Origin of the sequence: Mesorhizobium atlanticum, assembly GCF_003289965.1 — a bacterium.
GTDB lineage: Bacteria > Pseudomonadota > Alphaproteobacteria > Rhizobiales > Rhizobiaceae > Mesorhizobium > Mesorhizobium atlanticum.
On record NZ_QMBQ01000002.1, the window covers coordinates 253,624 to 275,768 of the forward strand.

General features: G+C 64.2%; 25 protein-coding genes. 14 read left to right on the top strand and 11 right to left on the bottom strand.

Annotated elements, in window-relative coordinates:
* Nucleotides 1–128: 128 nt before the first annotated feature.
* The 4 genes from DPM35_RS06305 to DPM35_RS06320 all read right to left on the bottom strand — a co-directional run bounded on the left by DPM35_RS06305 (nt 129) and on the right by DPM35_RS06320 (nt 2,480).
* On the bottom strand, nt 129–980 hold the full coding sequence (locus DPM35_RS06305) for a tetratricopeptide repeat protein (protein ID WP_112126460.1): 852 nt from the start codon (nt 978–980) through the stop codon (nt 129–131).
* A gap of 132 nt (nt 981–1,112) precedes the next feature.
* Nucleotides 1,113–1,379 (bottom strand): 30S ribosomal protein S21, encoded by a 267-nt coding sequence (gene rpsU, locus DPM35_RS06310; RefSeq protein ID WP_042639546.1) that lies wholly within the window; start codon nt 1,377–1,379, stop codon nt 1,113–1,115.
* A 173-nt stretch (nt 1,380–1,552) separates the two neighbouring features.
* On the bottom strand, nt 1,553–1,945 hold the full coding sequence (locus tag DPM35_RS06315) for an SET domain-containing protein (RefSeq protein WP_112126461.1): 393 nt from the start codon (nt 1,943–1,945) through the stop codon (nt 1,553–1,555).
* A 166-nt stretch (nt 1,946–2,111) separates the two neighbouring features.
* Complete coding sequence (locus DPM35_RS06320) at nt 2,112–2,480, bottom strand: YrdB family protein (RefSeq protein ID WP_112127072.1); 369 nt, start codon at nt 2,478–2,480, stop codon at nt 2,112–2,114.
* Between the two features lie 30 nt (nt 2,481–2,510).
* On the opposite strand from DPM35_RS06320, the gene DPM35_RS33085 reads away from it, so the two are divergent.
* The 6 genes from DPM35_RS33085 (at nt 2,511) to DPM35_RS06345 (ending at nt 8,161) form a co-directional block, all read left to right on the top strand.
* The gene (locus DPM35_RS33085; RefSeq protein ID WP_281004571.1) at nt 2,511–2,636 is read left to right on the top strand and encodes a hypothetical protein; all 126 of its coding nucleotides are present in this window, start codon (nt 2,511–2,513) and stop codon (nt 2,634–2,636) included.
* A 48-nt stretch (nt 2,637–2,684) separates the two neighbouring features.
* Entirely contained in the window at nt 2,685–3,938 is a 1,254-nt protein-coding gene (locus DPM35_RS06325) for a sarcosine oxidase subunit beta (protein ID WP_095817466.1), read from the top strand.
* 72 nt (nt 3,939–4,010) lie between these two features.
* Entirely contained in the window at nt 4,011–4,307 is a 297-nt protein-coding gene (locus DPM35_RS06330; RefSeq protein ID WP_112126462.1) for a sarcosine oxidase subunit delta, read from the top strand.
* The gene (locus tag DPM35_RS06335) at nt 4,304–7,297 is read left to right on the top strand and encodes a sarcosine oxidase subunit alpha (protein WP_112126463.1); all 2,994 of its coding nucleotides are present in this window, start codon (nt 4,304–4,306) and stop codon (nt 7,295–7,297) included. The genes DPM35_RS06330 and DPM35_RS06335 overlap by 4 nt, the downstream gene beginning before the upstream one ends.
* Nucleotides 7,290–7,871, top strand: coding sequence for a sarcosine oxidase subunit gamma (locus DPM35_RS06340; RefSeq protein WP_112126464.1), 582 nt, complete (start codon nt 7,290–7,292; stop codon nt 7,869–7,871). Before DPM35_RS06335 ends, DPM35_RS06340 begins: the two co-directional genes overlap by 8 nt.
* 71 nt (nt 7,872–7,942) lie before the next feature.
* A complete protein-coding gene (locus DPM35_RS06345) occupies nt 7,943–8,161 on the top strand; it encodes a hypothetical protein (RefSeq protein ID WP_112126465.1) in 219 nt (72 codons plus the stop codon).
* An 88-nt stretch (nt 8,162–8,249) separates the two neighbouring features.
* Here the strand turns inward: DPM35_RS06345 and DPM35_RS06350 are convergent, their stop codons facing one another.
* The 6 genes from DPM35_RS06350 to DPM35_RS06375 all read right to left on the bottom strand — a co-directional run bounded on the left by DPM35_RS06350 (nt 8,250) and on the right by DPM35_RS06375 (nt 12,767).
* Nucleotides 8,250–8,483 (bottom strand): DUF680 domain-containing protein, encoded by a 234-nt coding sequence (locus DPM35_RS06350; protein ID WP_112126466.1) that lies wholly within the window; start codon nt 8,481–8,483, stop codon nt 8,250–8,252.
* Nucleotides 8,484–8,648: 165 nt separating this feature from the next.
* A complete protein-coding gene (locus tag DPM35_RS06355) occupies nt 8,649–9,293 on the bottom strand; it encodes a TetR/AcrR family transcriptional regulator (RefSeq protein ID WP_112126467.1) in 645 nt (214 codons plus the stop codon).
* Between the two features lie 265 nt (nt 9,294–9,558).
* Nucleotides 9,559–10,335: an SDR family NAD(P)-dependent oxidoreductase gene (locus DPM35_RS06360; protein WP_112126468.1), complete on the bottom strand. Its 777-nt coding sequence runs from the start codon at nt 10,333–10,335 to the stop codon at nt 9,559–9,561.
* Between the two features lie 16 nt (nt 10,336–10,351).
* The gene (locus DPM35_RS06365) at nt 10,352–11,389 is read right to left on the bottom strand and encodes a phosphotransferase (RefSeq protein ID WP_112126469.1); all 1,038 of its coding nucleotides are present in this window, start codon (nt 11,387–11,389) and stop codon (nt 10,352–10,354) included.
* Nucleotides 11,386–11,871 (bottom strand): MaoC family dehydratase, encoded by a 486-nt coding sequence (locus DPM35_RS06370; RefSeq protein ID WP_281004572.1) that lies wholly within the window; start codon nt 11,869–11,871, stop codon nt 11,386–11,388. The genes DPM35_RS06365 and DPM35_RS06370 overlap by 4 nt, the downstream gene beginning before the upstream one ends.
* A gap of 80 nt (nt 11,872–11,951) precedes the next feature.
* Complete coding sequence (locus tag DPM35_RS06375) at nt 11,952–12,767, bottom strand: SDR family oxidoreductase (RefSeq protein ID WP_112126470.1); 816 nt, start codon at nt 12,765–12,767, stop codon at nt 11,952–11,954.
* Between the two features lie 115 nt (nt 12,768–12,882).
* Here DPM35_RS06375 and DPM35_RS06380 point away from each other — a divergent pair, with 115 nt between their 5' ends.
* The 6 genes from DPM35_RS06380 to DPM35_RS06405 all read left to right on the top strand — a co-directional run bounded on the left by DPM35_RS06380 (nt 12,883) and on the right by DPM35_RS06405 (nt 18,724).
* Nucleotides 12,883–14,124, top strand: coding sequence for an acyl-CoA dehydrogenase family protein (locus DPM35_RS06380; protein ID WP_112126471.1), 1,242 nt, complete (start codon nt 12,883–12,885; stop codon nt 14,122–14,124).
* 5 nt (nt 14,125–14,129) lie between these two features.
* Entirely contained in the window at nt 14,130–15,167 is a 1,038-nt protein-coding gene (locus DPM35_RS06385; protein ID WP_112126472.1) for a zinc-binding dehydrogenase, read from the top strand.
* A gap of 204 nt (nt 15,168–15,371) precedes the next feature.
* On the top strand, nt 15,372–16,538 hold the full coding sequence (locus DPM35_RS06390; RefSeq protein WP_112126473.1) for a glycosyltransferase 87 family protein: 1,167 nt from the start codon (nt 15,372–15,374) through the stop codon (nt 16,536–16,538).
* The gene (locus DPM35_RS06395; RefSeq protein WP_112126474.1) at nt 16,531–17,499 is read left to right on the top strand and encodes a glycosyltransferase family 2 protein; all 969 of its coding nucleotides are present in this window, start codon (nt 16,531–16,533) and stop codon (nt 17,497–17,499) included. The genes DPM35_RS06390 and DPM35_RS06395 overlap by 8 nt, the downstream gene beginning before the upstream one ends.
* Nucleotides 17,496–18,317: a ChbG/HpnK family deacetylase gene (locus DPM35_RS06400; protein WP_112126475.1), complete on the top strand. Its 822-nt coding sequence runs from the start codon at nt 17,496–17,498 to the stop codon at nt 18,315–18,317. The genes DPM35_RS06395 and DPM35_RS06400 overlap by 4 nt, the downstream gene beginning before the upstream one ends.
* Nucleotides 18,314–18,724, top strand: a complete 411-nt coding sequence (locus DPM35_RS06405; RefSeq protein ID WP_112126476.1) for a GtrA family protein — start codon at nt 18,314–18,316, stop codon at nt 18,722–18,724. The genes DPM35_RS06400 and DPM35_RS06405 overlap by 4 nt, the downstream gene beginning before the upstream one ends.
* A 27-nt stretch (nt 18,725–18,751) precedes the next feature.
* On the opposite strand, the gene DPM35_RS06410 is transcribed toward DPM35_RS06405, so the two are convergent.
* Nucleotides 18,752–19,576, bottom strand: a complete 825-nt coding sequence (locus DPM35_RS06410) for a MurR/RpiR family transcriptional regulator (RefSeq protein ID WP_112126477.1) — start codon at nt 19,574–19,576, stop codon at nt 18,752–18,754.
* A 143-nt stretch (nt 19,577–19,719) separates the two neighbouring features.
* Between DPM35_RS06410 and DPM35_RS06415 the strand changes: the two genes are divergently transcribed.
* Complete coding sequence (locus tag DPM35_RS06415) at nt 19,720–20,547, top strand: N-formylglutamate amidohydrolase (RefSeq protein ID WP_112126478.1); 828 nt, start codon at nt 19,720–19,722, stop codon at nt 20,545–20,547.
* 12 nt (nt 20,548–20,559) lie between these two features.
* Entirely contained in the window at nt 20,560–22,098 is a 1,539-nt protein-coding gene (locus DPM35_RS06420; protein WP_112126479.1) for an amino acid permease, read from the top strand.
* Nucleotides 22,099–22,145 lie beyond the last annotated feature (47 nt).

The following is a 22,145-nucleotide window of genomic DNA, read 5'->3' on the forward strand; positions in this document are numbered from 1 at the left end:
GGATGTCGCGAATGCCGGTGCTCGCCGGATTTCATCCGCTACCTTGACACGCAATGGTTGCGATTTGCCTGCCGCAGGCCCGACCAATGGACGATTTCGAGGGCCGGCGCGGCGCGTCGGCTGGAAAATCAGCTGGCGTTGCCGCCGGTGCGCGACAGGCCGTCCTTGGCCGGCTGGTAATTCGGGTCGAGGTGGACCGCCTCGCGGTAGGACTTGGCCGCTCTCACCTTGTCGCCGCGCCGTTCGTAAATCAGCGCCTGGTTGGCCCAGGCCTCGGCATTCTTGCCGTCGAGCTTGATGGCCATGTTGAAGTCGGAGAAGGCGTTGTCCTCGTCGCCCGTCGCCAGATAGGAGAGGCCGCGGCCGTTGTAGGGCTCGGCGGCGTCCGGCGCCAGCGAGATGGCGGTCGAGAAGTCCTCGATGGCGAATTTGTGCTGGCCCTGGCTCTGATAGATCAGGCCGCGATTGTGGTAGGCGCGCGCATCGGTCGTGTCGAGCTGGATCGCCTTCTGGAAGTCGTTGAAGGCATCCTGGGTGCGGCCCGCCTTGCGGTAGAGATTGCCGCGGCCGATATAGGCGGCATCGTAATTGGCGTTGATCTGGATCGAGCGATTGTAGTCGGCCAGAGCCGCTTGCTGGTTGCCGAGGAAACGCTGGATCAGCGCGCGATTCGAGTAGGCCTGGTAGAAGTTCGGATTGAGCTGGATGGCCTGGTTGAAGTCCTTCAGCGCCGCCTGGTACTGGCCGCCGCGGCCATAGGCCGAGCCGCGCACATTATAGCCCTCGGGATCCTGCGGATTGCGCTGGATAACCGCCGAGAGCGAGGAGATGTTCTCGCTGGACCCCTGCGCCTTGTCGATCGAGTTGAACTCACCCGTCGGCGCCGTCTGGCATGCTGCAAGCATCAGACCCGAAAGCAGGGCCGCCGTCAGGGCGAAGCCGCGAAGAGCGGTTCCACGCTCCACGGTAATAGCGTTCATCTTTGTCCTCACTGCCGCAGCGCCGTCAGTCCGTTCCCTCTCCGAACCGGCTCGAATCTATAAACAAAAAGGTGGCGGCGATTCCGCATCGCGCCACCTTCGGTATCCTTCGAAAAGGACGAAAAATAGGCGTTATGAGCGCGGCGAACGCGGCGCGCCGCCAGCACCGGCCGGAGCCGGACGCGGGGTCATCGGCAGCAGGCCTTCGCGCTGGGCGCGCTTGCGTGCCAGCTTGCGGGCGCGGCGCACGGCTTCCGCCTTCTCGCGGGCACGCTTCTCGGACGGCTTCTCATAGTGACCGCGCATCTTCATTTCGCGGAAAATACCTTCGCGCTGCATTTTCTTCTTCAGCGCGCGAAGCGCCTGATCAACGTTGTTGTCGCGGACGAGTACCTGCACGGGCAATCCTGTCTTCGGGTTTGAAATCGTTAGGCAATCGGCCATAGCCGAGATGCCTCCGCGGCGAGTTGCACCGCGAATTGTGGCGGCTGATAGCAGAATCAGGCCGGGATGTCCACCGCTGATTGCGGGAAAGCGCGATCAAAAACCGGAGCGGTGCGCCAAGCCGCGATTCAGCCTTCCACCGCCGCCAGATGGAGGCGTGCGAAATCCTCGAAAAACTCGCCGTAATCGCAGGTGATTTCCTCGCCGGCGGCGATGTCGCGAATGGCGGTGGCGCCGCCATATTGCGAGAAGTCCGTGTTCGGCCGCTCGGAGTGGTTCATGAAGCGGCCATTGTCGACCTCATAGACCATGAAGCCCGGCTTGTCCGGGCTCGGATAGGCGTAGCGGTCGAGCAGCTCGCGCAGATGAGGCGGCGCCGCCTCGTATTTCTCGATCGGGATCAGCCGGTCGAAGTCAGGATCGAGCCGCCAGATCGAAGCGCCTTTGCGGATCGGCTCGGCGGCGAAGACGCCGACGCCCTCTATGGCGCTCTGGGCAACATAGGTCCTGATCAGCAGCATCGTTCCGGTCCGTTTTCCACGGGAAACGAAAAATCGTCAAAACGGACCGGAATGCAAGGCCGTATCGCGATATTTCAGCGGATGAGCATGTCCGTCGTCCGCCTCACGGATCACGTCCGGTTGATCGAAGCGTCCGGCTTTGGCCGCGGCAAAGGCCGCTATCGCCCTACTGCCTCAACAGCCAGCCCAGCCTGTCCAGGGAGAAGGCGTAGCTGAGGGCGATCAGCAGAGCCATGACAAGGCCTGCGGCCGCATGACCTGCCAGATAGAACGCTGCGGCGCCGCCGAACAGTATGGCGAGCTCCACCGCCAGCCGCACCGCGCCCGGCACAGGAACCGGCGCGCGGCCTGACCGGCTTGGGTCGTCGGGAACCGCGAAGGTTCCCCACAGCGCAGCCGCAACAAGCGGCAAGGCCAAGGCGAGGATCCATCGCCACCACCCCTCGGACAGGCTCCAGCCGGCCATGCCGAGCCCAAGCAGCGCCGCAAGTTCCAGCAGAAAGCGCAAGGTCAGATTCCACCAGGCGTTGCCCATATCCATCCTCCAGGTCTCGGAGCAGTCGGTATGGCCGATCGCGGTCGCGGCTGCCAGCCCGGATGCCATCCTTTCGGCATGGCGCAAAGCGGCAAGCGCCGTCGCAATCAGCGCAAGGATGACATCGCGGTTTCGCTAGTGATAGACCTCGCGTGACGGGAGAGGCCCGGACGAAATCCGCGATTTTTGGCGCGAGGCTACAACGTGAAGAAATACTCGGTATTCGCCATTGCCCGCGAGGCGATGCGCGGTCACAAGGGCTGGGAAGAACAGTGGACCTCGCCCGAGCCGAAGAAGGAATATGACGTCATCATCGTCGGGGCCGGCGGCCACGGGCTGGCGACGGCGTATTACCTGGCGAGCGAGCACGGCATCACCAACATCGCGGTGCTCGAAAAAGGCTGGCTCGGCGGCGGCAACACCGGCCGCAACACCACCATCATCCGCTCCAACTATCTCTATGACGAAAGCGCCGGCATCTATGACCATGCGCTGAAGCTGTGGGACGGGCTCAGCCAGGAGCTCAACTACAACGTCATGTATTCGGCGCGCGGCGTCATGATGCTGGCGCACAACGTCCACGACGTGCAGGTGTTCAAGCGCCACATCCATGCCAACCGGCTCAACGGCATCGACAATGAGTGGCTGACGCCGGAACAGGCGAAGGAATTCTGTCCGCCGCTCAACATCTCCAAGGAAGCGCGCTATCCGGTGATGGGCGCGGCGTTGCAGCGGCGCGGCGGCACGGCACGGCACGACGCGGTCGCCTGGGGCTATGCGCGCGGCGCCTCGGCGCGCGGCGTGCACATCATCCAGAATTGCGAGGTCACAGGCATCAAGCGCGCGGCCAATGGCGCGGTCAGCGGCGTCGAGACGACGCGCGGCTTCATCGGCGCCAAGAAGGTCGGCGTGGTGGCGGCCGGCCATTCCTCGGTCATCATGAACATGGCCGGCGTGCGCATGCCGCTCGAAAGCTATCCGCTGCAGGCGCTGGTCTCGGAACCGATCAAGCCGGTGGTGCCCTGTGTGGTGATGTCCAACACCGTGCACGCCTATATCTCGCAGTCGGACAAGGGCGAGCTGGTCATCGGCGCCGGCACCGACCAGTATGTCTCCTATTCGCAGACCGGCGGCCTGCACATATTGCAGCACACGCTCGACGCCATCTGCGAGATGTTCCCAATCTTCACGCGCATGAAGATGCTGCGCTCATGGGGCGGCATCGTCGACGTCACGCCGGACCGCTCGCCGATCCTGGCGAAGACGCCGGTCAAGGGCCTTTACGTCAATTGCGGCTGGGGCACGGGCGGCTTCAAGGCGACGCCCGGCTCGGGCAATGTCTTCGCGCATACGATCGCGAAGGACGAGCCGCACCCGATCAACGCGCCCTTCACGCTCGAGCGCTTCCGCACCGGCCGTCTCATCGACGAGGCCGCCGCCGCCGCGGTGGCGCACTGATGATGGCTCAGCCGATTTGCGATCAACCGGCCGGCGCGCGCGTCGGCCACGACAGGTTTTAGGATCACCCAGATGCTTCTCATCCGCTGCCCCTATTGCGAGGAAGAGCGCCCGGAACTCGAGTTCCGCAATGCCGGCGAGGCGCATATCGCGCGCCCCACCAACATTGCCGCCGAGAGCGACGACGATTTCGAGAAATTCTTCTTCATCCGCGCGAATCCGAAGGGAGTCATCTACGAGCGCTGGCGGCATATCCATGGCTGCGCGCGCTTCTTCAACGCGGTTCGCGACACCGTCACCGACAAGTTCGTCATGACCTACAAGGCCGGCGAGCCGAAGCCCGCGAAGCTGCCTGGAGCCGCGAAATGAACGCCATGTTCCGCATTTCAGGCGCCGGGCGCCTCAGCCAGGCGAAGACCGCCTCGTTCAGCTTCGACGACAAGTCCTACACCGGCATCGAGGGCGACACGCTGGCCTCGGCGCTGCTTGCCAACGGCGTGCATCTGGTCGGCCGTTCCTTCAAGTACCACCGGCCGCGCGGCTTCCTGTCGGCCGGCGCGGAGGAGCCCAACGCGCTGGTGCAGATCGTGCGCGACGATGCGCGCAAGACGCCGAACGTTCGCGCCACCGTCCAGGAGCTCTATGACGGGCTGACCGCCAATTCGCAGAACCGCTGGCCGTCGCTCGCCTTCGACGTCGGCGCGGTCAACGACCTTGCATCGCCGATGTTCTCGGCCGGCTTCTACTACAAGACCTTCATGTGGCCGAAATGGGCCTGGAAGGATCTCTACGAGCCGAAGATCCGCGCCGCCGCGGGCCTCGGCGTTTCGCCAGAGAAGCCGGATCCGGATCACTATGCCGCGCGCTATGCGCATTGCGAGGTGCTGGTGCTGGGCGGCGGCGCTGCCGGCATTGCAGCTGCCCTTGCCGCCGCCGAAACGGGCGTGCGGGTGATCCTCGCCGACGAACAGGCCGAATTCGGTGGCAGCCTGCGCTTCGAGAGCGGCGCCAGGATCGACGGCCAGCAAGGCTACGCATGGGCTCAAGGCGCGATCGCGAAGCTCAAGGCTATGGACAATGTGCGGGTGCTCTCCCGCACCACGGCCTTTGGTTATTACGCGCAGAATTTCGTTGGCCTGGTCGAGCGGGTCAGCGACCATCTCAAGAGCCCGGGCCGCGACCTGGCGCGCGAACGTCTGTGGCAGGTTCGCGCCAATCGCGTCGTCATCGCCACCGGCGCCATCGAGCGGCACATGGTGTTCGCCAACAACGACCGTCCTGGCGTGATGCTGGCGTCCGCCGCGCGCACCTATCTCAACCACTATGGCGTCGCGGTGGGCAGGAATGTCGGCGTCTATACGGCCAACGATTCCGCCTATGCAGCGGCGATCGACCTCAAGAAGGCCGGCGTCAACATCGCGGCCATCGTCGACCTGCGCGACAATCCATCGGGACCGGTGATCGACGAGGCGAGGGCGCTCGGCATCGAGATCAATTTCGGCCGCGCGGTGGTGAGTGCCGGCGGCAAGCTGCGCGTGTCATCCATGACCGTGCAGCCGAAAAATGGCGGCGGCGGACGCACCATCCCGGTCGACGCGATCCTGATGTCGGCCGGCTGGACGCCGTCGGTGCATCTGTTCTCCCAGTCGCGCGGCAAGGTCGCCTTCAACGATGAGACCAGGCGCTTCGTGCCCGGCACCTACGCGCAGGATTGCATCTCGGTCGGCGCCTGCAATGGCACCGATGGGCTGGACGCAACGGTCGACGAGGCCTATGCGGCCGGAGCCAAGGCGGCGAAGGAAGCCGGCGGCAAGGCCGGGAAGAGCGCCAAGCCGAAGGTCGATGCCGGCGAGAGCTGGTCGCGCGGCATGCTGGGCGCCGCCCCCGGCGCCGGGCCGGGCACCACGGTCAAGGCCTTCGTCGATTTCCAGAACGACGTCACCGCCAAGGACATCCGCCAGGCGGTGCATGAAGGCATGCATTCGATCGAGCACGTCAAGCGCTTCACCACCAACGGCATGGCGACCGACCAGGGCAAGACGTCCAACATGCATGGCCTGGCGATCGCCGCCGAGGAGCTTGGCAAGCCGATCCCGCAGGTCGGCCTCACTACGTTCCGCGCGCCCTATACGCCGGTGACCTTCGGTTCGATCGTCGGGCACGCGCGCGGCGCGCTGTTCGACCCGACCCGGCGCACGGCGACGCATGGCTGGGCGGCACGCCAAGGTGCGGTGTTCGAGGATGTCGGCCACTGGAAGCGCGCCTGGTATTTCCCCAAGGCCGGCGAGGACATGCATGCCGCCGTCAACCGCGAATGCGTGACGGTGCGAAAAGTGGGCGGGCTGTTCGACGCCTCGACGCTCGGCAAGATCGAGGTGGTCGGGCCGGACGCGGCAAAGTTCATGGAGCTGCTTTACACCAATCCGTGGGAGAAGCTGGAAACCGGCCGCTGCCGCTACGGCATCATGCTGCGCGAGGACGGCTTCATCTATGACGACGGTGTCGTCGGCAGGTTGGCGCCGGACCGTTTCCACGTGACGACGACCACGGGCGGCGCGCCGCGTGTCATGAATCATATGGAGGATTACCTCCAGACCGAGTTCCCGCATCTCAATGTCTGGCTGACCTCGATCACCGAGCAATGGGCGGTGATCGCGGTGCAAGGGCCGAAGTCGCGCGACATCATCGCGCCGCTGGTCGAAGGCATCGATATGTCGGACGAGGGAATGCCGCATATGTCGGTGCGCGAGGGCAAGATCTGCGGCGTGCCGACAAGGCTGTTCCGCATGTCCTTCACCGGCGAGCGTGGCTTCGAGGTCAATGTGCCGGCCGACTACGGCGAGGCTGTGTGGGAAGCGCTGTGGGCCGAGGGCCAGAAGCATGGCGCGACCGCCTACGGCACCGAGACGATGCACGTGCTGCGCGCCGAGAAGGGCTACATCATCGTCGGTCAGGATACCGACGGCACGGTGACGCCGAACGATGCCGGGCTCGACTGGGCGGTCGGCAAGAAGAAGACCGACTTCGTCGGCATCCGCGGCCTGACCCGGCCGGACCTGGTGGCCAAGGGCCGCAAGCAGCTTGTCGGGCTGAAGACCAAGGACCCGAAGGTCGTGCTGGAAGAGGGCGCGCAGATTGTCGCGGATCCGAAGCAGCCGATCCCGATGAAGATGATCGGCCACGTCACCTCCAGCTACTGGTCGGAGAATTGCGGCCGTTCGATCGCGCTGGCGCTGGTCGCCGGTGGCCGCGACCGCATGGGCCAGACGCTCTATGTGCCGATGCCGAACGGCACGATCGAGGTGGAAGTCACCGGCATGGTGTTCGTCGACGAGAAGGGAGAACGCCTCAATGGCTAAGGCTGCCGCCAAGACAAAAGCTGCCGCATCCGCTTCCGTCGAACGGCGTCCTGCGCTTGCCGGCCGCACGCTGTCGGCGCCCGGCGTGAAGGTGGAGATGCTGCCGCCGGCCGAACGCATCTCGCTGCGCGCGCCGCAGGCTTCGATCGCCGCGCTCTCCAAGGCGCTCGGCGTGACGCTGCCGGTCAAGCCGAAGACCTCGGCCATGAACGACGGGCGCACCGCGCTGTGGCTCGGCCCGGACGAATGGATGATCATCGACGAGGCCGGCAATGATCCGCTCGCCGACTGCGCCAAGGTGACCGCGCTGCATTCAGCGGTCGGCATCTCGCACCGCAATGTTGGGATTTCGGTTGCCGGACCAGCGGCCGCCGTGACGGTCAATTCGGGTTGTCCGCAGGACCTGTCGCTCGAGGCTTTCCCGGCGGGTGCGGCCTCGCGCACCATCTTGGGCAAATCCGAGATCGTGCTGCTGCGCACCGCGGCCGATGCGTTCCGCGTGGAATGCTGGCGTTCCTTCTCGGACTATGTCTTTACTTTGCTGTCGGAAGCGGCGAGCGACGCGGCGAACTGATCCTCGCAGCGATTGGTGCGGGGAACCATCGCTGGTCCGGCCCGTTTCCGCGGCTTGCGAGGAGATTGCCGATGCCGTTCAAAACCGCGCCGAAATCGCCCAAGAAGACTCCGGCCGTCCGCTCACTGGAGCTCGAAAAGCAGCGCGAGATCGAAGAAGAAGAACTCGAGGAAGGCCTCGAGGACACATTTCCGGCCAGCGACCCGGTGTCGATCACGAGCACTTCTATCCCCGGAGGGCCGGCAAAGCCGGCCAAGACCGTGACGGGAACGAAACCGCGCAAGAAATAGGCTCGGGCAGATTGCTCGGGGCGAGAGGCAAAACGAAAAAGGGCGGCCAAGTGCCGCCCGTTTTCGTTTGAAATCTTACCAGTAGCGCTTACAGGCCGGGCACGAACCACGGGTTGACGTCGATGCCAAGCTTAGGGCTCTTCGGCTGGGTCTTGCTGGTGTCCGCCTTTTCGACGGAGCCGGTCGCAGTGCAATCGAGGGCCACATTGGCGTTGGTCTGGGTGCAAGCAGCCGGGGCATGCTTGGCCGGCTGGCTCGCGCCGGCAAAGGCGGCCCCCGAGAACGCCAGAACGGCGGCGAAGGTGAGGATGGTCTTCTTCATTTTCCGTCTCCAGTTCGTACATGTACGATACAACGTACACATACGGTTAACGGAAGCCGAATTCAAGAGGGAATTTGTACGCGTACGACAACTTTTCTTGAACGTAAGAATTCGTCGCCGCGAATCCAAGCGGTCGGCATCACGGAAAAGCGGCGCAAACGCCGGTCAGCAGTCGACCGGTGTTTCGGTGAGCGGTGGAATGTCCTGCGCCGATAGCGAGGCCACCATGAAATTGCACATGCGCTTCACATAGGCCTCGGGGTCGCCGAAAGGATAAAACGGAAAGGTGATCAGCAGCGAGATCGTGCCGTGGCCGACGGTCCACAGCATGGTGGCGATCGCGCGCGGGTCGCCCTTGAGCTTGCCGGCGGCGACGCAGGCCTCGACCCGCTTGATCAGCACCTTCATGGCCGGATTGCCCTCTTCCATGTCCTCGTAGCTGCGGCCTTCCGGCAGACGCGTTTTCTCGGTCATGAAGACGGTGCGGTATTCGTTGGGATTGCCGAGCCCGAAGGCGGCGTATTCGGTCATCACCGCCTTGAGCGCCTCGACCGGGTCGTCGGCGGGGTGTTCCTCGATGCGACGGGCCAGCGTTTCGAAGGCGTCCTCGGCGAGCGCGAACAGGATGTCCTGCTTGTCGGCAAAATAGGAATAGACCGACATCGGCGCATAGCCGACGCGCTTGGCGAGCTTACGAATGGTCAGGCCTTCGTAGCCTTCTTCCTGCACCAGCTTGTGAGCTGCCGCGACGAGTTCGGAGCGAAGCTCCGCCTTCTGCTTTTCGCGGCGTTTCTGAACGCTCAGCGTCAATGTCCGCTGCCTTTTATCGTTGGTTGCCTGACGAAATTATATACGCTGTACGGAAACGGACAAGAGAGCAGGCTGGTTCCCTTGCGTGCGCTCCAACCTCTGTTTCAACGCAATTCAGAACGGAAAACCGCAAGCACTTTTCCTGGAATTGCTCTTTGTTAGACGCAATTCCGGACGGAAAACCGCAAGGCACTTTTCCTGGAATTGCTCTTTGTTAGACGCAATTCCGGACGGAAAACCGCAAAGCCACTTTTCCTGGAATTGCTCAGATCGCCCCGATTCCGCCGTCGAGCGCCAGGGCATGGCCGGTCATGAAGGAATTGGCGGGGTCGGCGAGGAACAGGATGCCGGTGGTGATCTCGTCGACCTCGCCGACACGCTTCATCGGCACGCCGCGCGTGAGCTCGGCAAGCGCTTCGGTTTCAGGCGCTCCGCTGAAGCGGACGAATCCGTCGACCATCGCCGTGCGCGTATGCGCCGGGCAGACCGCGTTGATGCGAATCCCCTTGCTGGCGTATTCGACCGCCGCCGAGCGGGTCAGCCCGACGACGCCATGCTTGGCGGCGGCATAGACCGAAAGCTTGGGCGCGCCGGAGAGACCGGCGACCGAGGCGATGTTGACGATGACGCCGCCCTTGCCGCTTTCCCTGAACTGGCGCGCCATCTGAGGGATCTGGTGCTTCATGGCATAGAAGACGCCGAGCAGGTCGACCTCGATTACGCGGCGCGCCTCCTCGGATGTGACCTGCGGCAGGCGCACGAAGTCGTGCACGATCCCGGCATTGTTGACGGCGATATCGAGCCGGCCGAATTTTTCGACGGCCAGTTGCACAAGATCCTGCGAGAGCTTCTCATCGGCGATGTTGCCGGCAAGGGTCGCCGTCTCGGCATCGAGGGTTGCGGCGAAATCGGCAAGCGCGGCCTCGTTGAGGTCGGAAAGAACCAGGCGCGCGCCCTCGGCGGCAAAGGCCTTTGCCGCGCCGCTGCCGAGGCCTCCCGTCGCGCCGGTGATGAGGACGGTCGCCCCGTTGAAACGGCCCATTTATCCGCTCTCCGCTTTAGCTCTTCTTGTCGATCAGTTCCACTGCCAGCGCCGCAAGCAGTTTGACGGCCTCTCCGTAGGTCTTGGCCTTCTCGGGATTGGAGGCATTGCCGTCCAGCGCGCGGCGATAGACGCCCTGGCAGATCGCCGCAAGCCTGAAGAATGAGAAGGCCAGGAAGAAGGTCCAGTTGTCGATCTTCCCGATGCCGCGCCGCTTGCAATAGGCTGCGACATAGGCCTCCTCGGACGGCAGGCCGACGGCGGCGCGGTCGACGCCGCCGAGGCCGCGAAAGCCCGAGGCATGCGGCAGCCGCCATTGCATGCATTGATAGGCGAGGTCGGCGAAAGGGTGGCCGAGCGTCGACAGCTCCCAGTCGAGCACCGCGATGACTTTCGGCGCATCAAGCGCGAACATCATGTTGTCCAGCCGGTAGTCGCCATGGACAAGCGAAACGCGGCCGTCATCGGCCGGCATATGGGTCTCGAGCCACGCGACCAACCTGTCGATATCGGCTATGGTTTCCGTTTCGGAGGCCCGGTATTGGCCGGTCCAGCGCGCGAGCTGGCGCTCGAAATAGCTGCCGGGCTTGCCGAAATCGCCAAGGCCGATGGCGCCAACATCGACATCGTGCAGGGCGGCGAGCGTGGCATTCATGGCATCGTAGATCGCCGCGCGCTCGTCATTGCCGGAGGCGTCAGGCAGTGACGGATCCCAGAAGATACGACCGTCGAGATACTCCATGACGTAGAACATGCGGCCGATCGGCGATTCCTCGCCCGAGAGATGCAGCATGCGCGGCACCGGCACAACCGTGCCGGCAAGCGCCAGCATAACCCGGAATTCGCGGTCGACCTGGTGCGCGGATTTCAGCAATTGTCCGGGCGGCTTTGCGCGCAACACATAGCGGCCGCTGGCTGCAGTCAACAGATAGGTCGGATTGGACTGTCCGGACTTGAATTTTTCAATCGCGGAAAGGCCGGCAAAACCCGGAATATGCGCCTTGAGATAGGGCGCAAGCGCCGCCCGGTCTAAGGCGCCGGCGTCGCCGCTCATACGTTCTCGGGTTGACGCTCGATCAGCGTCAAGGTCAGCCAACGCGCCGTCAGTGCCGGCTTCTTCGAGCCTTCGATCTCGATGGTCACGTCATGCGCCGTCTGCACCCAGCCGGATGGCCGCACCTTGACGTCCGCCAGCACGAAGCGGGTGCGGATGCGGGAGCCCGTCTTCACCGGCGCCAGGAAGCGCAGCGTATCGAAGCCGTGGTTGACGCCCATCTTGGTGTTTTCGAGCGGCGGCATGGTCTCGAAGGTCATCGCCGACAAAAGCGACAGCGACAGGAAACCATGCGCGATGGTGCCGCCGAACGGCGTCTCGCGCTCGGCGCGCTCCGGATCGCAATGGATGAACTGGTGGTCGTCGGTCGCATCGGCGAACTGGTCGATCATGCGCTGCGTCACCGTTCGCCAGGGCGAGACGCCGACCTCCTTGCCGACGCTTGCCAGAAGCGTATCGAGACTGATCGGTTCCACGCTCATGTCCTCCGCACCCCCGCCCGGATTTCTTGAACCGGGAGTCTTATTCCTTGAACCCCGCCCGATTCCCTGAATCGGGCGACTTACTCCTTGAACAAAGTCATTCCATGCTGCACCGACTGGCCGCCGTCGATCGGCAGGATGGCGCCGGTGACATAGCTTCCGGCACGGCTGCACAAATAAAGCGTTGCGCCGGCAATGTCATCCGCCACGCCGATGCGGCCGAGCGGAACATGGTTACCAACATGTTTCGCCTGTTCCTCGGTCGCGGTGGCGAAGGCCGTCATGCGGCTGTGGAAAGGACCGGGCGCAAAGGCGTTGACGGTGATGCGGCGGGCGGCGAACTCGATTGCCAGTGTGCGCGTCAGATGATGCACCGCCGCTTTCGAAGCCGCGTAGGAATAGGCATCGTCGGCCAGCGGTTGGGTGCCCATCACCGAGCCGAGATTGATCACGCGGGCCGGGTCCTCGTCGCTTGCCGCGGCATCGAGCAGCGGCAAGAGTTCTCTGGTCAGGTGGAAGACAGCGGTGACGTTGACGCCAAACACCTTGGCCCAGGCATGGTAAGGGAAATCCTGCAGCGGCGCGCCCCAGGAAATGCCGGCATTGTTGACCAGGATATGCAGGCGCTCCGTGCGCGCCTTGACCTCGGCGACCAGAGCGGCGATGCCCGCTTCGCTGGACACGTCGCCGGCAAAGCCCTCGGCCTGGCCGGAGCCGCCGAGCGCATTCAATTCGTTGGCGACCTTGGCGCAATCCTCACCCTTGCGCGAGGCGATCATCACATGAGCGCCGGCGCGCACCAGACCGGTCGCAACCATGCGGCCGATGCCGGTCGCCGCGCCCGTCACCAGCGCGGTCTTGCCGGCGACCGAGAACAGCTTGTCCAGATAGCTCATTGCGTTCCTCCGCACCCTCGATCAGACCGGCGAGGGACTCGCGTTGACAAGGCTAGCCGAAGTACGGTCATCCTTGCCACGGGTAAAGATTTATCTGCGAAAGGGACCGGAAGCGATGGCGGACATGAATCTCGGCATGACCGAGCGGCTGAAGCCGATCCACCAGCGTGTGGCGGCGATGGTTCGCGACGAGATCGCGCCGCTCGGCGAGGAGTTTCTGGCCGAAATCGGCAAGGAGGGCGACCGCTGGGCCTACACCGCCAGGCAGACCGAGATCCTCGAAGGCTTGAAGAAGAAGGCGCGGGAGCGTGGGTTGTGGAACTTCTGGCTGACCGATTCCAAGCGCGGCTACGGTCTTTCCACCGTCGAATATGCCTATCTGGCGGAGGAGATGGGCAAGGCGAATCTTGGTGCGGAGACCTTCAACTGCTCGGCACCCGACACCGGCAACATGGAGGTGCTGGAGCGTTACGGCTCGGAGGCGCACAAGCGGGACTGGCTGGAGCCGCTGCTGGAGGGCCGGATACGCTCGGCCTATCTGATGACCGAGCCGGACGTCGCCTCCTCGGATGCGACGAACATCTCGATGCGCTGCGAGCGGCAGGGCGGCGACTATGTGCTTAACGGCGAGAAATGGTGGGCGTCGGGCGCGGGTGACCCGCGCTGCGCCATCTATATCGTCATGGTCAGGACCGGATCGGACGAGGAACCTCAGCATCGCCGGCACTCCATGATCCTGGTGCCCTCCGACAGCAAGGGCATCACCAAGCTGCGGCCGATGCAGGTCTATGGCGACGACGACGCCCCGCATGGCCATATGCATCTGAGATTCGACAATGTGCGGGTGCCGGCGGCGAACCTGATCCTCGGCGAGGGCAGGGGCTTCGAGATCGCGCAGGGGCGGCTGGGGCCGGGCCGCATCCATCACTGCATGCGCGCCATCGGCCAGGCCGAGATGGCGCTGGAGATGCTGTGCCAGCGCTCGGTGCGGCGCGAGGCCTTCGGCCAGTCGCTGGCCAAGCTCGGCGCCAATTTCGACATCATCGCCGAATGCCGGATGGAGATCGAGATGGCGCGGCTCTTATGCCTGAAGGCTGCGTGGATGATCGACCAGGGAGACGCCCGCGCGGCGGCGCCCTGGATCAGCCAGATCAAGGTCGTGGCACCCCGCGTCGCGCTGAAGGTCACCGACGAGGCGGTGCAGATGTTCGGCGCGCAAGGCATCAGCCAGGATACGCCGCTTGCCCGCTCCTGGACGCATTTGAGGACGCTGCGGCTGGCCGACGGGCCGGACGCGGTGCACCGGCGCCAGGTGGCGCGCACGGAACTGAAGAAATACACGCAGGAAAAGGTCTGACAGCCATGACGCTTCCATCGCAAATGCGGGGTCTGCTGCTTGTCGGCGACGGCTATACGAAGACGCCTTCCGCGGCCGCGCTGGAGGCGATGGAGCCTTACCTTGAGCCCGGCAGCATAGCCGTGCCGGTGCCCGGGCCGACACAGGCGCTGATCAAGGTCAGCCTCGCCTCGATCAACCCCTCCGATATCGCCTTCATCAAGGGCCAGTACGGCCAGCCGCGGGTCAAGGGCCGTCCGGCGGGCTTTGAAGGCGTCGGCGTCGTCGTCGCCACCGGCGATGATCCCTATGCCAGGAGCCTGGCGGGAAAGCGGGTCGCCTTCGCCACCGGCGTGTCGAACTGGGGCGCCTGGGCGGATTATGCCGTTGCCGAGGCCGCGTCCTGCATCCCGCTGATCGACACGGTGCGCGACGAGGACGGCGCCGCGATGATCGTCAACCCACTGACCGCCTTGGCCATGTTCGACATCGTCAAGCAGGAGGGCGAAAAGGCCTTCATCATGACCGCCGGCGCCAGCCAGCTCTGCAAGCTGATCATCGGGCTGGCGAAGGAGGAAGGTTTCCGGCCGATCGTCACCGTGCGCCGTGACGAGCAGATCCAACTGCTGAAGACCCTCGGCGCCGCCCATGTGCTCAATGAGAAGGCGGCGGATTTCGAGGCCGTGCTGCGCGAAACCATGAAGGCCGAGCAGCCGCGCATCTTCCTCGACGCGGTCACCGGCCCGCTGGCTTCGAGTATTTTCAATGCCATGCCGAAACGCGCGCGCTGGATCGTCTATGGCCGGCTTGACGCCGAGCCGACGGTGATCCGCGAGCCGGGGCAACTGATCTTCCAGCACAAACGCGTCGAGGGTTTCTGGCTGGCCGAATGGATGCGCCAGTTCCGCGACAGGTTGGGTCCGGCGGTGCTGGAGGCGCAGAAGCGCTTTTCCGACGGACGCTGGTCGACCGACGTCACGGCGGTCGTGCCGCTGGACGAGGCGATGGCACGGCTGCCAGCCGAGCTCGCAAAGCCCAACGGAAAGGTGTTTATCAGACCGTAAACGGCCGCTCGCATTTATCGGCCAACGCCTTTGAACACAAAGCCGTGATCAACTGGTGCGCGGCAGAAAAATGCCGCTGTTCCCCAATCCTTTGCGTCCCGCGCCGGCATCGGATTTTCTATTCCGCTTGGACGTGATATCTGGCCGGCGCTGAAGATCAAGCGGCGATGGGAAAGCCTTCCTGGTCGGAACGCGGGGTGCGCTATGGTGATTACCAAGCCGGTTTTCGACCGTCTGGGACTCTTGCTGTGGGTCGGAGCTTTTGCAGTCGTCCTTGCCATGACTTGGTGGGCGCCGAGCGCCCATTCGGTCGTGCCGATCTATAGAAATGGGAGCGAAGCTTTTGTCGCCGCGCGCCCTCTTTACCAAGTCCATGTTGCCATGGGTTTTCTCTACGCGCCCGCCTTTGCCGTGGTTTACATTCCACTCATGAAGCTTGGGCCGCATGTGGGCGATCTGCTGTGGCACATGATCGGATTCGGCGTTCTGACCTTTGCCGCGATGCGCCAGGTGCGCAAGGTGGGCGGCGAGGAGCAGGCATGGCTCCTGTCCTTCGGTCTCTTCCTCGCCCTGCCGGTTTCGCTGGCAGCGCTTCGCAATGGCCAGGCGACGATCCTGCTTACCGGGGCGTGCTGGTTTCTGACGCTGTCGGCACTCGAGGGGCGCCGCGCCGAATGCTTCTTCTGGGCCATGCTTGCGATCACCGCCAAGCCGACGGCGATCATCATGCTGCTGCTGGCGGGCGCGCTGCGTCCCAGGCTGATACCGGTCCTGGCGCTGGCGGTGATTGTCGTGCTCGTCATCCCCTACGGCTTTGCGTCCGCAGGCTATATCAACGCCCAGTATTACGATTTCTTCCGGATGCTCACTTCGATGACTGTTGACCCGACCGGCCCCTTCGTCCCGGCCGATTTCACGGCGCCTTTCACAAGGTTCGGGATGACGCTCCCGGCATTAGACGCGACAATCGTGCGCGTCGTCGCGGGCTCGCTTACGCTGTGGGTGGTGCTCCAATTCGACCGCAGGTTGGACCCGAACGTCAGCGGTCTGGCCATCTTCCTCACCGCGGCGTCCTATATGTGCGTCTTCAATCCGCGGGTCGAGCAGAACACTTATGCCATGGTGGCGGTGCCGGCAGGCCTGTCCATTGCTTTGCTGTGGCGGGAGAAAGGACCCGTGATCATGCGACGGTTACTGGCTGCGCTCCTCCTCGTCACGGGACTGACCAGTGTCGATACTCGGCTGCACGACCTTTTCCACCCGTGGTTCTGGCCAATCGGCATCAGCATTGTTGCTTGCCTGCTCATCGGCTGGTTCTGGGCGCGAGGCAAACAGAATATGCCGGCCGCGGGAGCCGTCGCGCATGGCTGAGAGGCTCGACGTCATCGCGCCGTTCTTCAACGAGGCCGAATCCGCGATCGCCTTCGTCGGGCTGCTCGACAGGCTCGAGGCTGCCGTGGCGGAGCGCTTCGGCATGACGGTGCGCAAGATACTCGTCGATGACGGCAGCCACGACGGCAGCGCCGAGACGTTCGCGGCAGCGCTGTCCGGCTCCTGGGAGATCGTGCGGCTCAGCCGCAATTTCGGCAAGGAAGCGGCGGTGCTCGCCGGCCTCGACCATTCCCGCGGCGACCTGGTCCTGATCATGGACTCCGACCTGCAGCATTCCATGGACATCAGCCTGAAGATGATCGGGGAGCTGGTCGACAACCCGGAGATCGATGTCGTTTTTGCGCAGAACGACCGGCGCGAGGGAAGCTGGCGGCGCAGCCAGCTGGCGCGGCTTTTCTACAAGCTGATCAACAGCAGCCAGCGTTTCGATATCCCCGAAAATGCCGGGGACTTCCGCGTCATGCGCGGCGCGGTGGCGCGTGCCTTGACCCGCGTGCGCGACAAGCGTCGTTTCAACAAGGGCCTGTTCGCCTGGGCGGGCTTTCGCCAGAAGGCGGTGCTTTATTCGCCGGAAAGCCGCGCCGGCGGCACGTCGAAATGGAGCCGGTTCAACCTGATCGCGTTCTCGATCGAAGGGTTCACCTCGTTTTCCGTGATCCCGCTGCGCATCATCAGCCTCATAGGATTGCTGGCGGCATTTGCCGGTCTCGCCTACGGCGTGAAAGTGGTCTTCGAGGTGCTCTTCTTTGGTATCGCCGTGCCCGGCTATCCAAGCATCATGGTCGCCGTCGTGTTGCTGGGCGGCCTCAACCTGGCGCTGCTCGGCCTGATCGGCGAATATGTCTGGGTCACGCTCAGCGAAAGCAAGGACCGGCCCGTCTACATCGTGCGCGATGTCCTGTACGGCAACGCCGCCGAGCAGGTCACCCCCGGCAAATGACCCGGCCCATCCGCCTGATCGCCGACGATTACGGGCTGGCGCCGGGCGTGTCGGACGCGATCCTCGAGCTGATCGAGCGCGGCCGCCTGACCGGAACCGGCTGCATGACCGGTTTTCCCGAGTGGGAGGCGGCGGCGGCGCGCATCAGGCCCTTTCGCGGCAGGGCTGCCATCGGGCTGCATCTGACCCTTACAGATCAGATTGCCGCGGCCGGCCCCTCCAGCCTCGCGCCGGAAGGCAAGCTGCCCGGGCTGTCTTCCCTTGCGCTGCCGGTGCGGCGCGGGCGCATCGACGAGCGGGACGTTCACGCCGAACTCGACGCGCAATATGGCCGCTTCGTCGAAATGCTGGCCGGCCCGCCCGACTATATCGACGGACACCAGCATGTGCATTTTCTTCCCATGGTGCGAAACTGGTTGCTTGCGCGGTTCGGGGCAAGCGCGCGCAAACCGGCGCTGAGAGGGGCACCGGGACTTCCGGGCATGGATGCGGCGGCGCCCAAGATCGCGGCGGTCGCCGCTCTGGCCGCCGGCTTCAACGGATCGATGCGACGGGCTGGCTTCAGCGTCATGACGCCGCTTTCCGGTATCTATGACTGGCGGCAGCCTGAGAAGTTCGCTTCAACGCTGCGCGCTGCAATCAAGACCTTGCCCGAACAAGGCGTGTTCATGTGCCATCCGGGCCATGTCGACGACATTTTGCGCGCGCGGGACCCGATGCAAGCCGTGCGCGAGGTTGAGTACACGGTTCTTTCCTCGCAGGCTTTCGGCGACATCCTCGACAAGGCCGGAGTGCGCGTCATGGACGGCGGCGCATGAGTAATGCCGGTCAGCCGCAGCGTTCGACCGGCAGCAAGATCGTTCGCTTCGCCTTGGTCGGGCTGGTCAACACCGGCATCGACCTCACCGCATTTTTCCTGCTGCTCAAGCTCGCGGTACCGGCTTTGGCCGCCAATGTCGGCGCCTGGTTCGTTGCGGTCCTCTTCTCCTTCGTGGCGAACCGCTTCTGGTCGTTCGAGCGGGACCCGGACATCCGGCTGCACCACTCCTTCCTGCGCTTCGTCTCGCTGGGAGCGCTGATTTCGCTTGGTGTTTCCAGTCTCTCGATCGCAGCACTGGCTGGGGCCATCGGCGTGTGGCCGGCCAAGATCGTTGGCGTCGTGGTCGCGGCCGTACTGAATTTCCTGGCCGCGCGCTGGTCGATCGAGGGGCGGCTGGTGCGGTGAGTCAGGATTTTCGCGAAGGCCGAAATATTAGCGCAAGCTTTCGAGCTCGCGGATGCGCTTGGCGCCTGCCGCTTCCAATTGCCTCGTCACCGCGCCGATCAGTGTCTCGGCGACGACGAAGAGAGCGGCGGACGAATCCCACGCAGAAGGCACCGCTGTGCGCCCGGCGATCACATGGCGCGCGAAGCGGGCGATCGGCGACAGCCACTGGTCGGTGAAGAGAATGATCTGCACGCCGCGGTGATGCGCCTTTTCGGCGAAGCGGACGAGACTTTCCTGGTAGCGGCGGATGTCGAAGATCACCAGAACGTCGCGCCTGCCCATGTCGATCAGCCGATCGCGCCAGATGCTTTCCTGGCCGGCGAGGTGGTAGACATCCGGCTGGATGATGGCGAGATGGGCGGCCATGTAGCGCGCCAGCGGATCGGTGAAGCGGCCGCCGATGAGGAAGGTCTTGCCGCGCCGCTCGGCAAGCCGCGCCGCGATGTCGGCCAGCTGTTTGTCGGTGAGGTGGCGGAACGTCTCGCGCAAATTGTCGAGCGTTGCCTCCAGCATCGGCGAGACAGCGCCGCCGGTCGAGCCTGGATTGAGCGTGCGCGAGGCCGGCGACTGCAGTTGCGCCGCCAGCTCATCCTGCAGTGCCGACTGGAATTCGGGGTAGTTCTGGAAACCCAGTCTGGCGACGAAACGCAGGATCGTCGGCGAGGATACGCCGGCCGCGGCCGAGAATTCGGCGACCGTCTTCAGCCCGGTCAAAGGATAGTTGGCAATCAGCGTCTGGGCAGCGCGGCGCTCGCCGGCCGGCATCGCCCCGATGCGGTCAGAAATCAGTTCGGCAATGCTGGAAATCATGGTTTTCCCCCACCCGTTGACCCGCCGCCGCCGTTTTCCCGAATTCGCGTTTGACAAAGCCGGTCAAACTGTATGAAATCATTCACAGGGACGCAATGAGACAAAATACGTAACATAAGATACAGTGTCCCGCAGGGGACGATATGGAGAAAGCTCGGCCCGCCAGCCTTGCACCGTCTGAGACCGTAAGGGTGTCCAACCCCGGCGGCTCCAGTCCCTTCGTCTTCACCTGCGACCACGCTTCCAACTTCCTGCCCGCCGAATTCGGAACGCTCGGCCTGCCGGCCGCGGACCTTTCGCGCCACATCGCCTGGGACCCGGGCGCGCTGCCCGTCGCCAGCCGCATGGCCGAGGCGCTCGACGCCACCCTGATCGAGACCCGCGTGTCGCGGCTCGTTATCGACTGCAACAGGCCGCTCGATGCGCCCGACCTCGTTCCACCGGTCAGCGAGACGACAGTCATTCCCGGCAATGCCGGTCTTTCCGAGAAGCAGCGCGCCGCGCGGGTGGATCTGTCCTGGCGTCCTTTCCACGACACGATCGCGGGGATCATCGACGGCCGGCTTGCGCGTGGACAGGAGACGCGGCTGGTCTCGGTGCACTCCTTCACGCCGGTCTACAAGGGCAAGAGCCGGCCCTGGCATATCGGCATCATCCATGATGAGGACCGCAGGCTGGCAGCGCCGCTGATATCGGCGCTGCAGCGGCTTTCCGGCGTCACCGTCGGCGTCAACGAACCCTATTCGCCGGCCGACCGCGTCTATTTCACGCTGGAGCGGCATGCGCGCTCGCGCGGCCTTGCCTGCGCGATGATCGAAATCCGCAACGATGAAATCGCCGGCGAGACCGGGCAGCGGAAATGGGCGGATCTGCTCACGGGCATCTTTTCTGATCTGGAGCCCGGGGAGGCCAGGGGCTCACGACAACGCACAATGGGAAAGTCAGTACGAACGGCCAGCCAAGAACTATAGGGGAACTCCAACATGACAACGGATCACGCAGAGAAATCGGAGGACGTAAAAATCCTTCACAGCATGGGCTATGCCCAGGAATTGGCCCGCCGCATGAGCGGCTTCTCCAACTTCGCCATCTCCTTCTCGATCATTTGTATCCTGGCAGGCGGCATCACGTCGTTCCCGCTGGCCATGGGGACCGGCAGCGGTTTCGAGGCGACCGTCGGCTGGATCATCGGCGGTCTCTTTGCGCTTGTGGTCGCGGCTTCGCTCGGCCAGATCGGCTCGGCCTATCCCACCGCCGGCGGCCTCTACCACTGGTCCTCGATTCTCGGTGGGCGCGGCTGGGGCTGGGCGACGGCCTGGATCAATCTGCTCGGCCTGATCTTCGTCGTCGCTTCGGTGAATGTCGGCGTCTACCTGCTGTTCCAGGGACTGGTCGCGGGGCCGATCTTCGGTTGGGACACGTCGACCTGGGGCTTCTGGCAGCAGACGACGGCGGTCGTCATCATCACCGTCACCCAGGGCCTGTTCAACCATCTCGGCATCAAGACGACGACGATGCTGACCGACTTTTCGGGCTACCTCATCCTCGTTGTCGCGGTCGTGCTGACACTGACCTTCCTGATCTGGGGCGCGCATGGCTTCGAGCTGTCGCGGTTCACGACCTTCGTCAACACGACCGGCGATCTTGGCGGCGGCTACGTTCCGTCAGCCCGCACGGCATTCGTGGCCTTCCTGATCGGCCTCCTCTATCCGCTTTACACGATCACTGGCTTCGACGCCTCGGCGCATACCGCCGAGGAGACGCACAATGCGCGCGTCGCTGTGCCCAGAGGCATGATCCACGCGGTTCTGTGGTCTCTCATCTTCGGCTTCGTCATGGCGGTTTCCTTCGTCGTCGCGAGCCCCGATCTCGTGGCGACCGCCAAGGATGGCGGCAATGCCTGGTTCAACCTGTTCAACAACCTGCCGGCGCCGACCTGGCTGAAGGATCTGCTCGGCATCGCCATCGTGGTGTCGAATTACCTGTGCGCTCTGGCCGGACTGACGTCGACCTCGCGCATGATCTTCGCCTTCTCGCGTGACGGAGGCCTGCCGGGGTCGTCCTTGTGGAAGCAGGTTTCGCCGACCTGGCGCACGCCGGTGCCTGCCATCTGGCTCGGCGTCGTGCTGTCGATCGCCGCCACGCTTTATTCGCCGGCTTTCGCAGCTTTGGCGGCGGGCTGCGCTCTCTTCCTCTATGTCTCCTACGCCATGCCGGTGGCGGCGGGCCTGCTGGCGGAAGGCAAGACCTGGACCGAATTCGGCCCGTTCCGTCTCGGCGTCTGGTCGAAGCCTTTCGCCATCGTTACCGTGCTCGGCGTCCTGGTGCTGATGTATGCCGGCATCCAACCGCCCTTCGACATCCTGATCAACTACGCCATCGGCCTGATCATTCTGCTTGTGGTCCTGTGGTTCGGTATTGAATCGCGGCGCTTCAAGGGTCCGCCTATCGGTGCCGACATCGCTCGTCGCGCCGCGGAGATAGCGGCGGCGGAAAAAGCCGTCGGCCAGACAGCGAGCTAAAGGCGACGCAATGCCGCCCGATCGGTCCAGGCCGATCGGGCATCGAC

Bases quoted from the DNA above. Each gene is read 5' to 3' on its own strand.
- DPM35_RS06365 (WP_112126469.1), bottom strand. From the start codon at position 11,389: ATGAGCGGCGACGCCGGCGCCTTAGACCGGGCGGCGCTTGCGCCCTAT.
- DPM35_RS06415 (WP_112126478.1), top strand. From the start codon at position 19,720: ATGGAGAAAGCTCGGCCCGCCAGCCTTGCACCGTCTGAGACCGTAAGG.
- DPM35_RS06400 (WP_112126475.1), top strand. From the start codon at position 17,496: ATGACCCGGCCCATCCGCCTGATCGCCGACGATTACGGGCTGGCGCCG.
- DPM35_RS06380 (WP_112126471.1), top strand. From the start codon at position 12,883: ATGGCGGACATGAATCTCGGCATGACCGAGCGGCTGAAGCCGATCCAC.
- DPM35_RS06375 (WP_112126470.1), bottom strand. From the start codon at position 12,767: ATGAGCTATCTGGACAAGCTGTTCTCGGTCGCCGGCAAGACCGCGCTG.
- DPM35_RS06315 (WP_112126461.1), bottom strand. From the start codon at position 1,945: ATGCTGCTGATCAGGACCTATGTTGCCCAGAGCGCCATAGAGGGCGTC.
- DPM35_RS33085 (WP_281004571.1), top strand. From the start codon at position 2,511: ATGGCCGATCGCGGTCGCGGCTGCCAGCCCGGATGCCATCCTTTCGGC.
- DPM35_RS06370 (WP_281004572.1), bottom strand. From the start codon at position 11,871: ATGAGCGTGGAACCGATCAGTCTCGATACGCTTCTGGCAAGCGTCGGC.
- DPM35_RS06390 (WP_112126473.1), top strand. From the start codon at position 15,372: ATGGTGATTACCAAGCCGGTTTTCGACCGTCTGGGACTCTTGCTGTGG.
- DPM35_RS06350 (WP_112126466.1), bottom strand. From the start codon at position 8,483: ATGAAGAAGACCATCCTCACCTTCGCCGCCGTTCTGGCGTTCTCGGGG.
- DPM35_RS06385 (WP_112126472.1), top strand. From the start codon at position 14,130: ATGACGCTTCCATCGCAAATGCGGGGTCTGCTGCTTGTCGGCGACGGC.
- DPM35_RS06320 (WP_112127072.1), bottom strand. From the start codon at position 2,480: ATGGGCAACGCCTGGTGGAATCTGACCTTGCGCTTTCTGCTGGAACTT.
- DPM35_RS06395 (WP_112126474.1), top strand. From the start codon at position 16,531: ATGGCTGAGAGGCTCGACGTCATCGCGCCGTTCTTCAACGAGGCCGAA.
- DPM35_RS06405 (WP_112126476.1), top strand. From the start codon at position 18,314: ATGAGTAATGCCGGTCAGCCGCAGCGTTCGACCGGCAGCAAGATCGTT.
- DPM35_RS06340 (WP_112126464.1), top strand. From the start codon at position 7,290: ATGGCTAAGGCTGCCGCCAAGACAAAAGCTGCCGCATCCGCTTCCGTC.
- DPM35_RS06360 (WP_112126468.1), bottom strand. From the start codon at position 10,335: ATGGGCCGTTTCAACGGGGCGACCGTCCTCATCACCGGCGCGACGGGA.
- DPM35_RS06420 (WP_112126479.1), top strand. From the start codon at position 20,560: ATGACAACGGATCACGCAGAGAAATCGGAGGACGTAAAAATCCTTCAC.
- DPM35_RS06345 (WP_112126465.1), top strand. From the start codon at position 7,943: ATGCCGTTCAAAACCGCGCCGAAATCGCCCAAGAAGACTCCGGCCGTC.
- DPM35_RS06410 (WP_112126477.1), bottom strand. From the start codon at position 19,576: ATGATTTCCAGCATTGCCGAACTGATTTCTGACCGCATCGGGGCGATG.
- DPM35_RS06330 (WP_112126462.1), top strand. From the start codon at position 4,011: ATGCTTCTCATCCGCTGCCCCTATTGCGAGGAAGAGCGCCCGGAACTC.
- DPM35_RS06335 (WP_112126463.1), top strand. From the start codon at position 4,304: ATGAACGCCATGTTCCGCATTTCAGGCGCCGGGCGCCTCAGCCAGGCG.
- DPM35_RS06305 (WP_112126460.1), bottom strand. From the start codon at position 980: ATGAACGCTATTACCGTGGAGCGTGGAACCGCTCTTCGCGGCTTCGCC.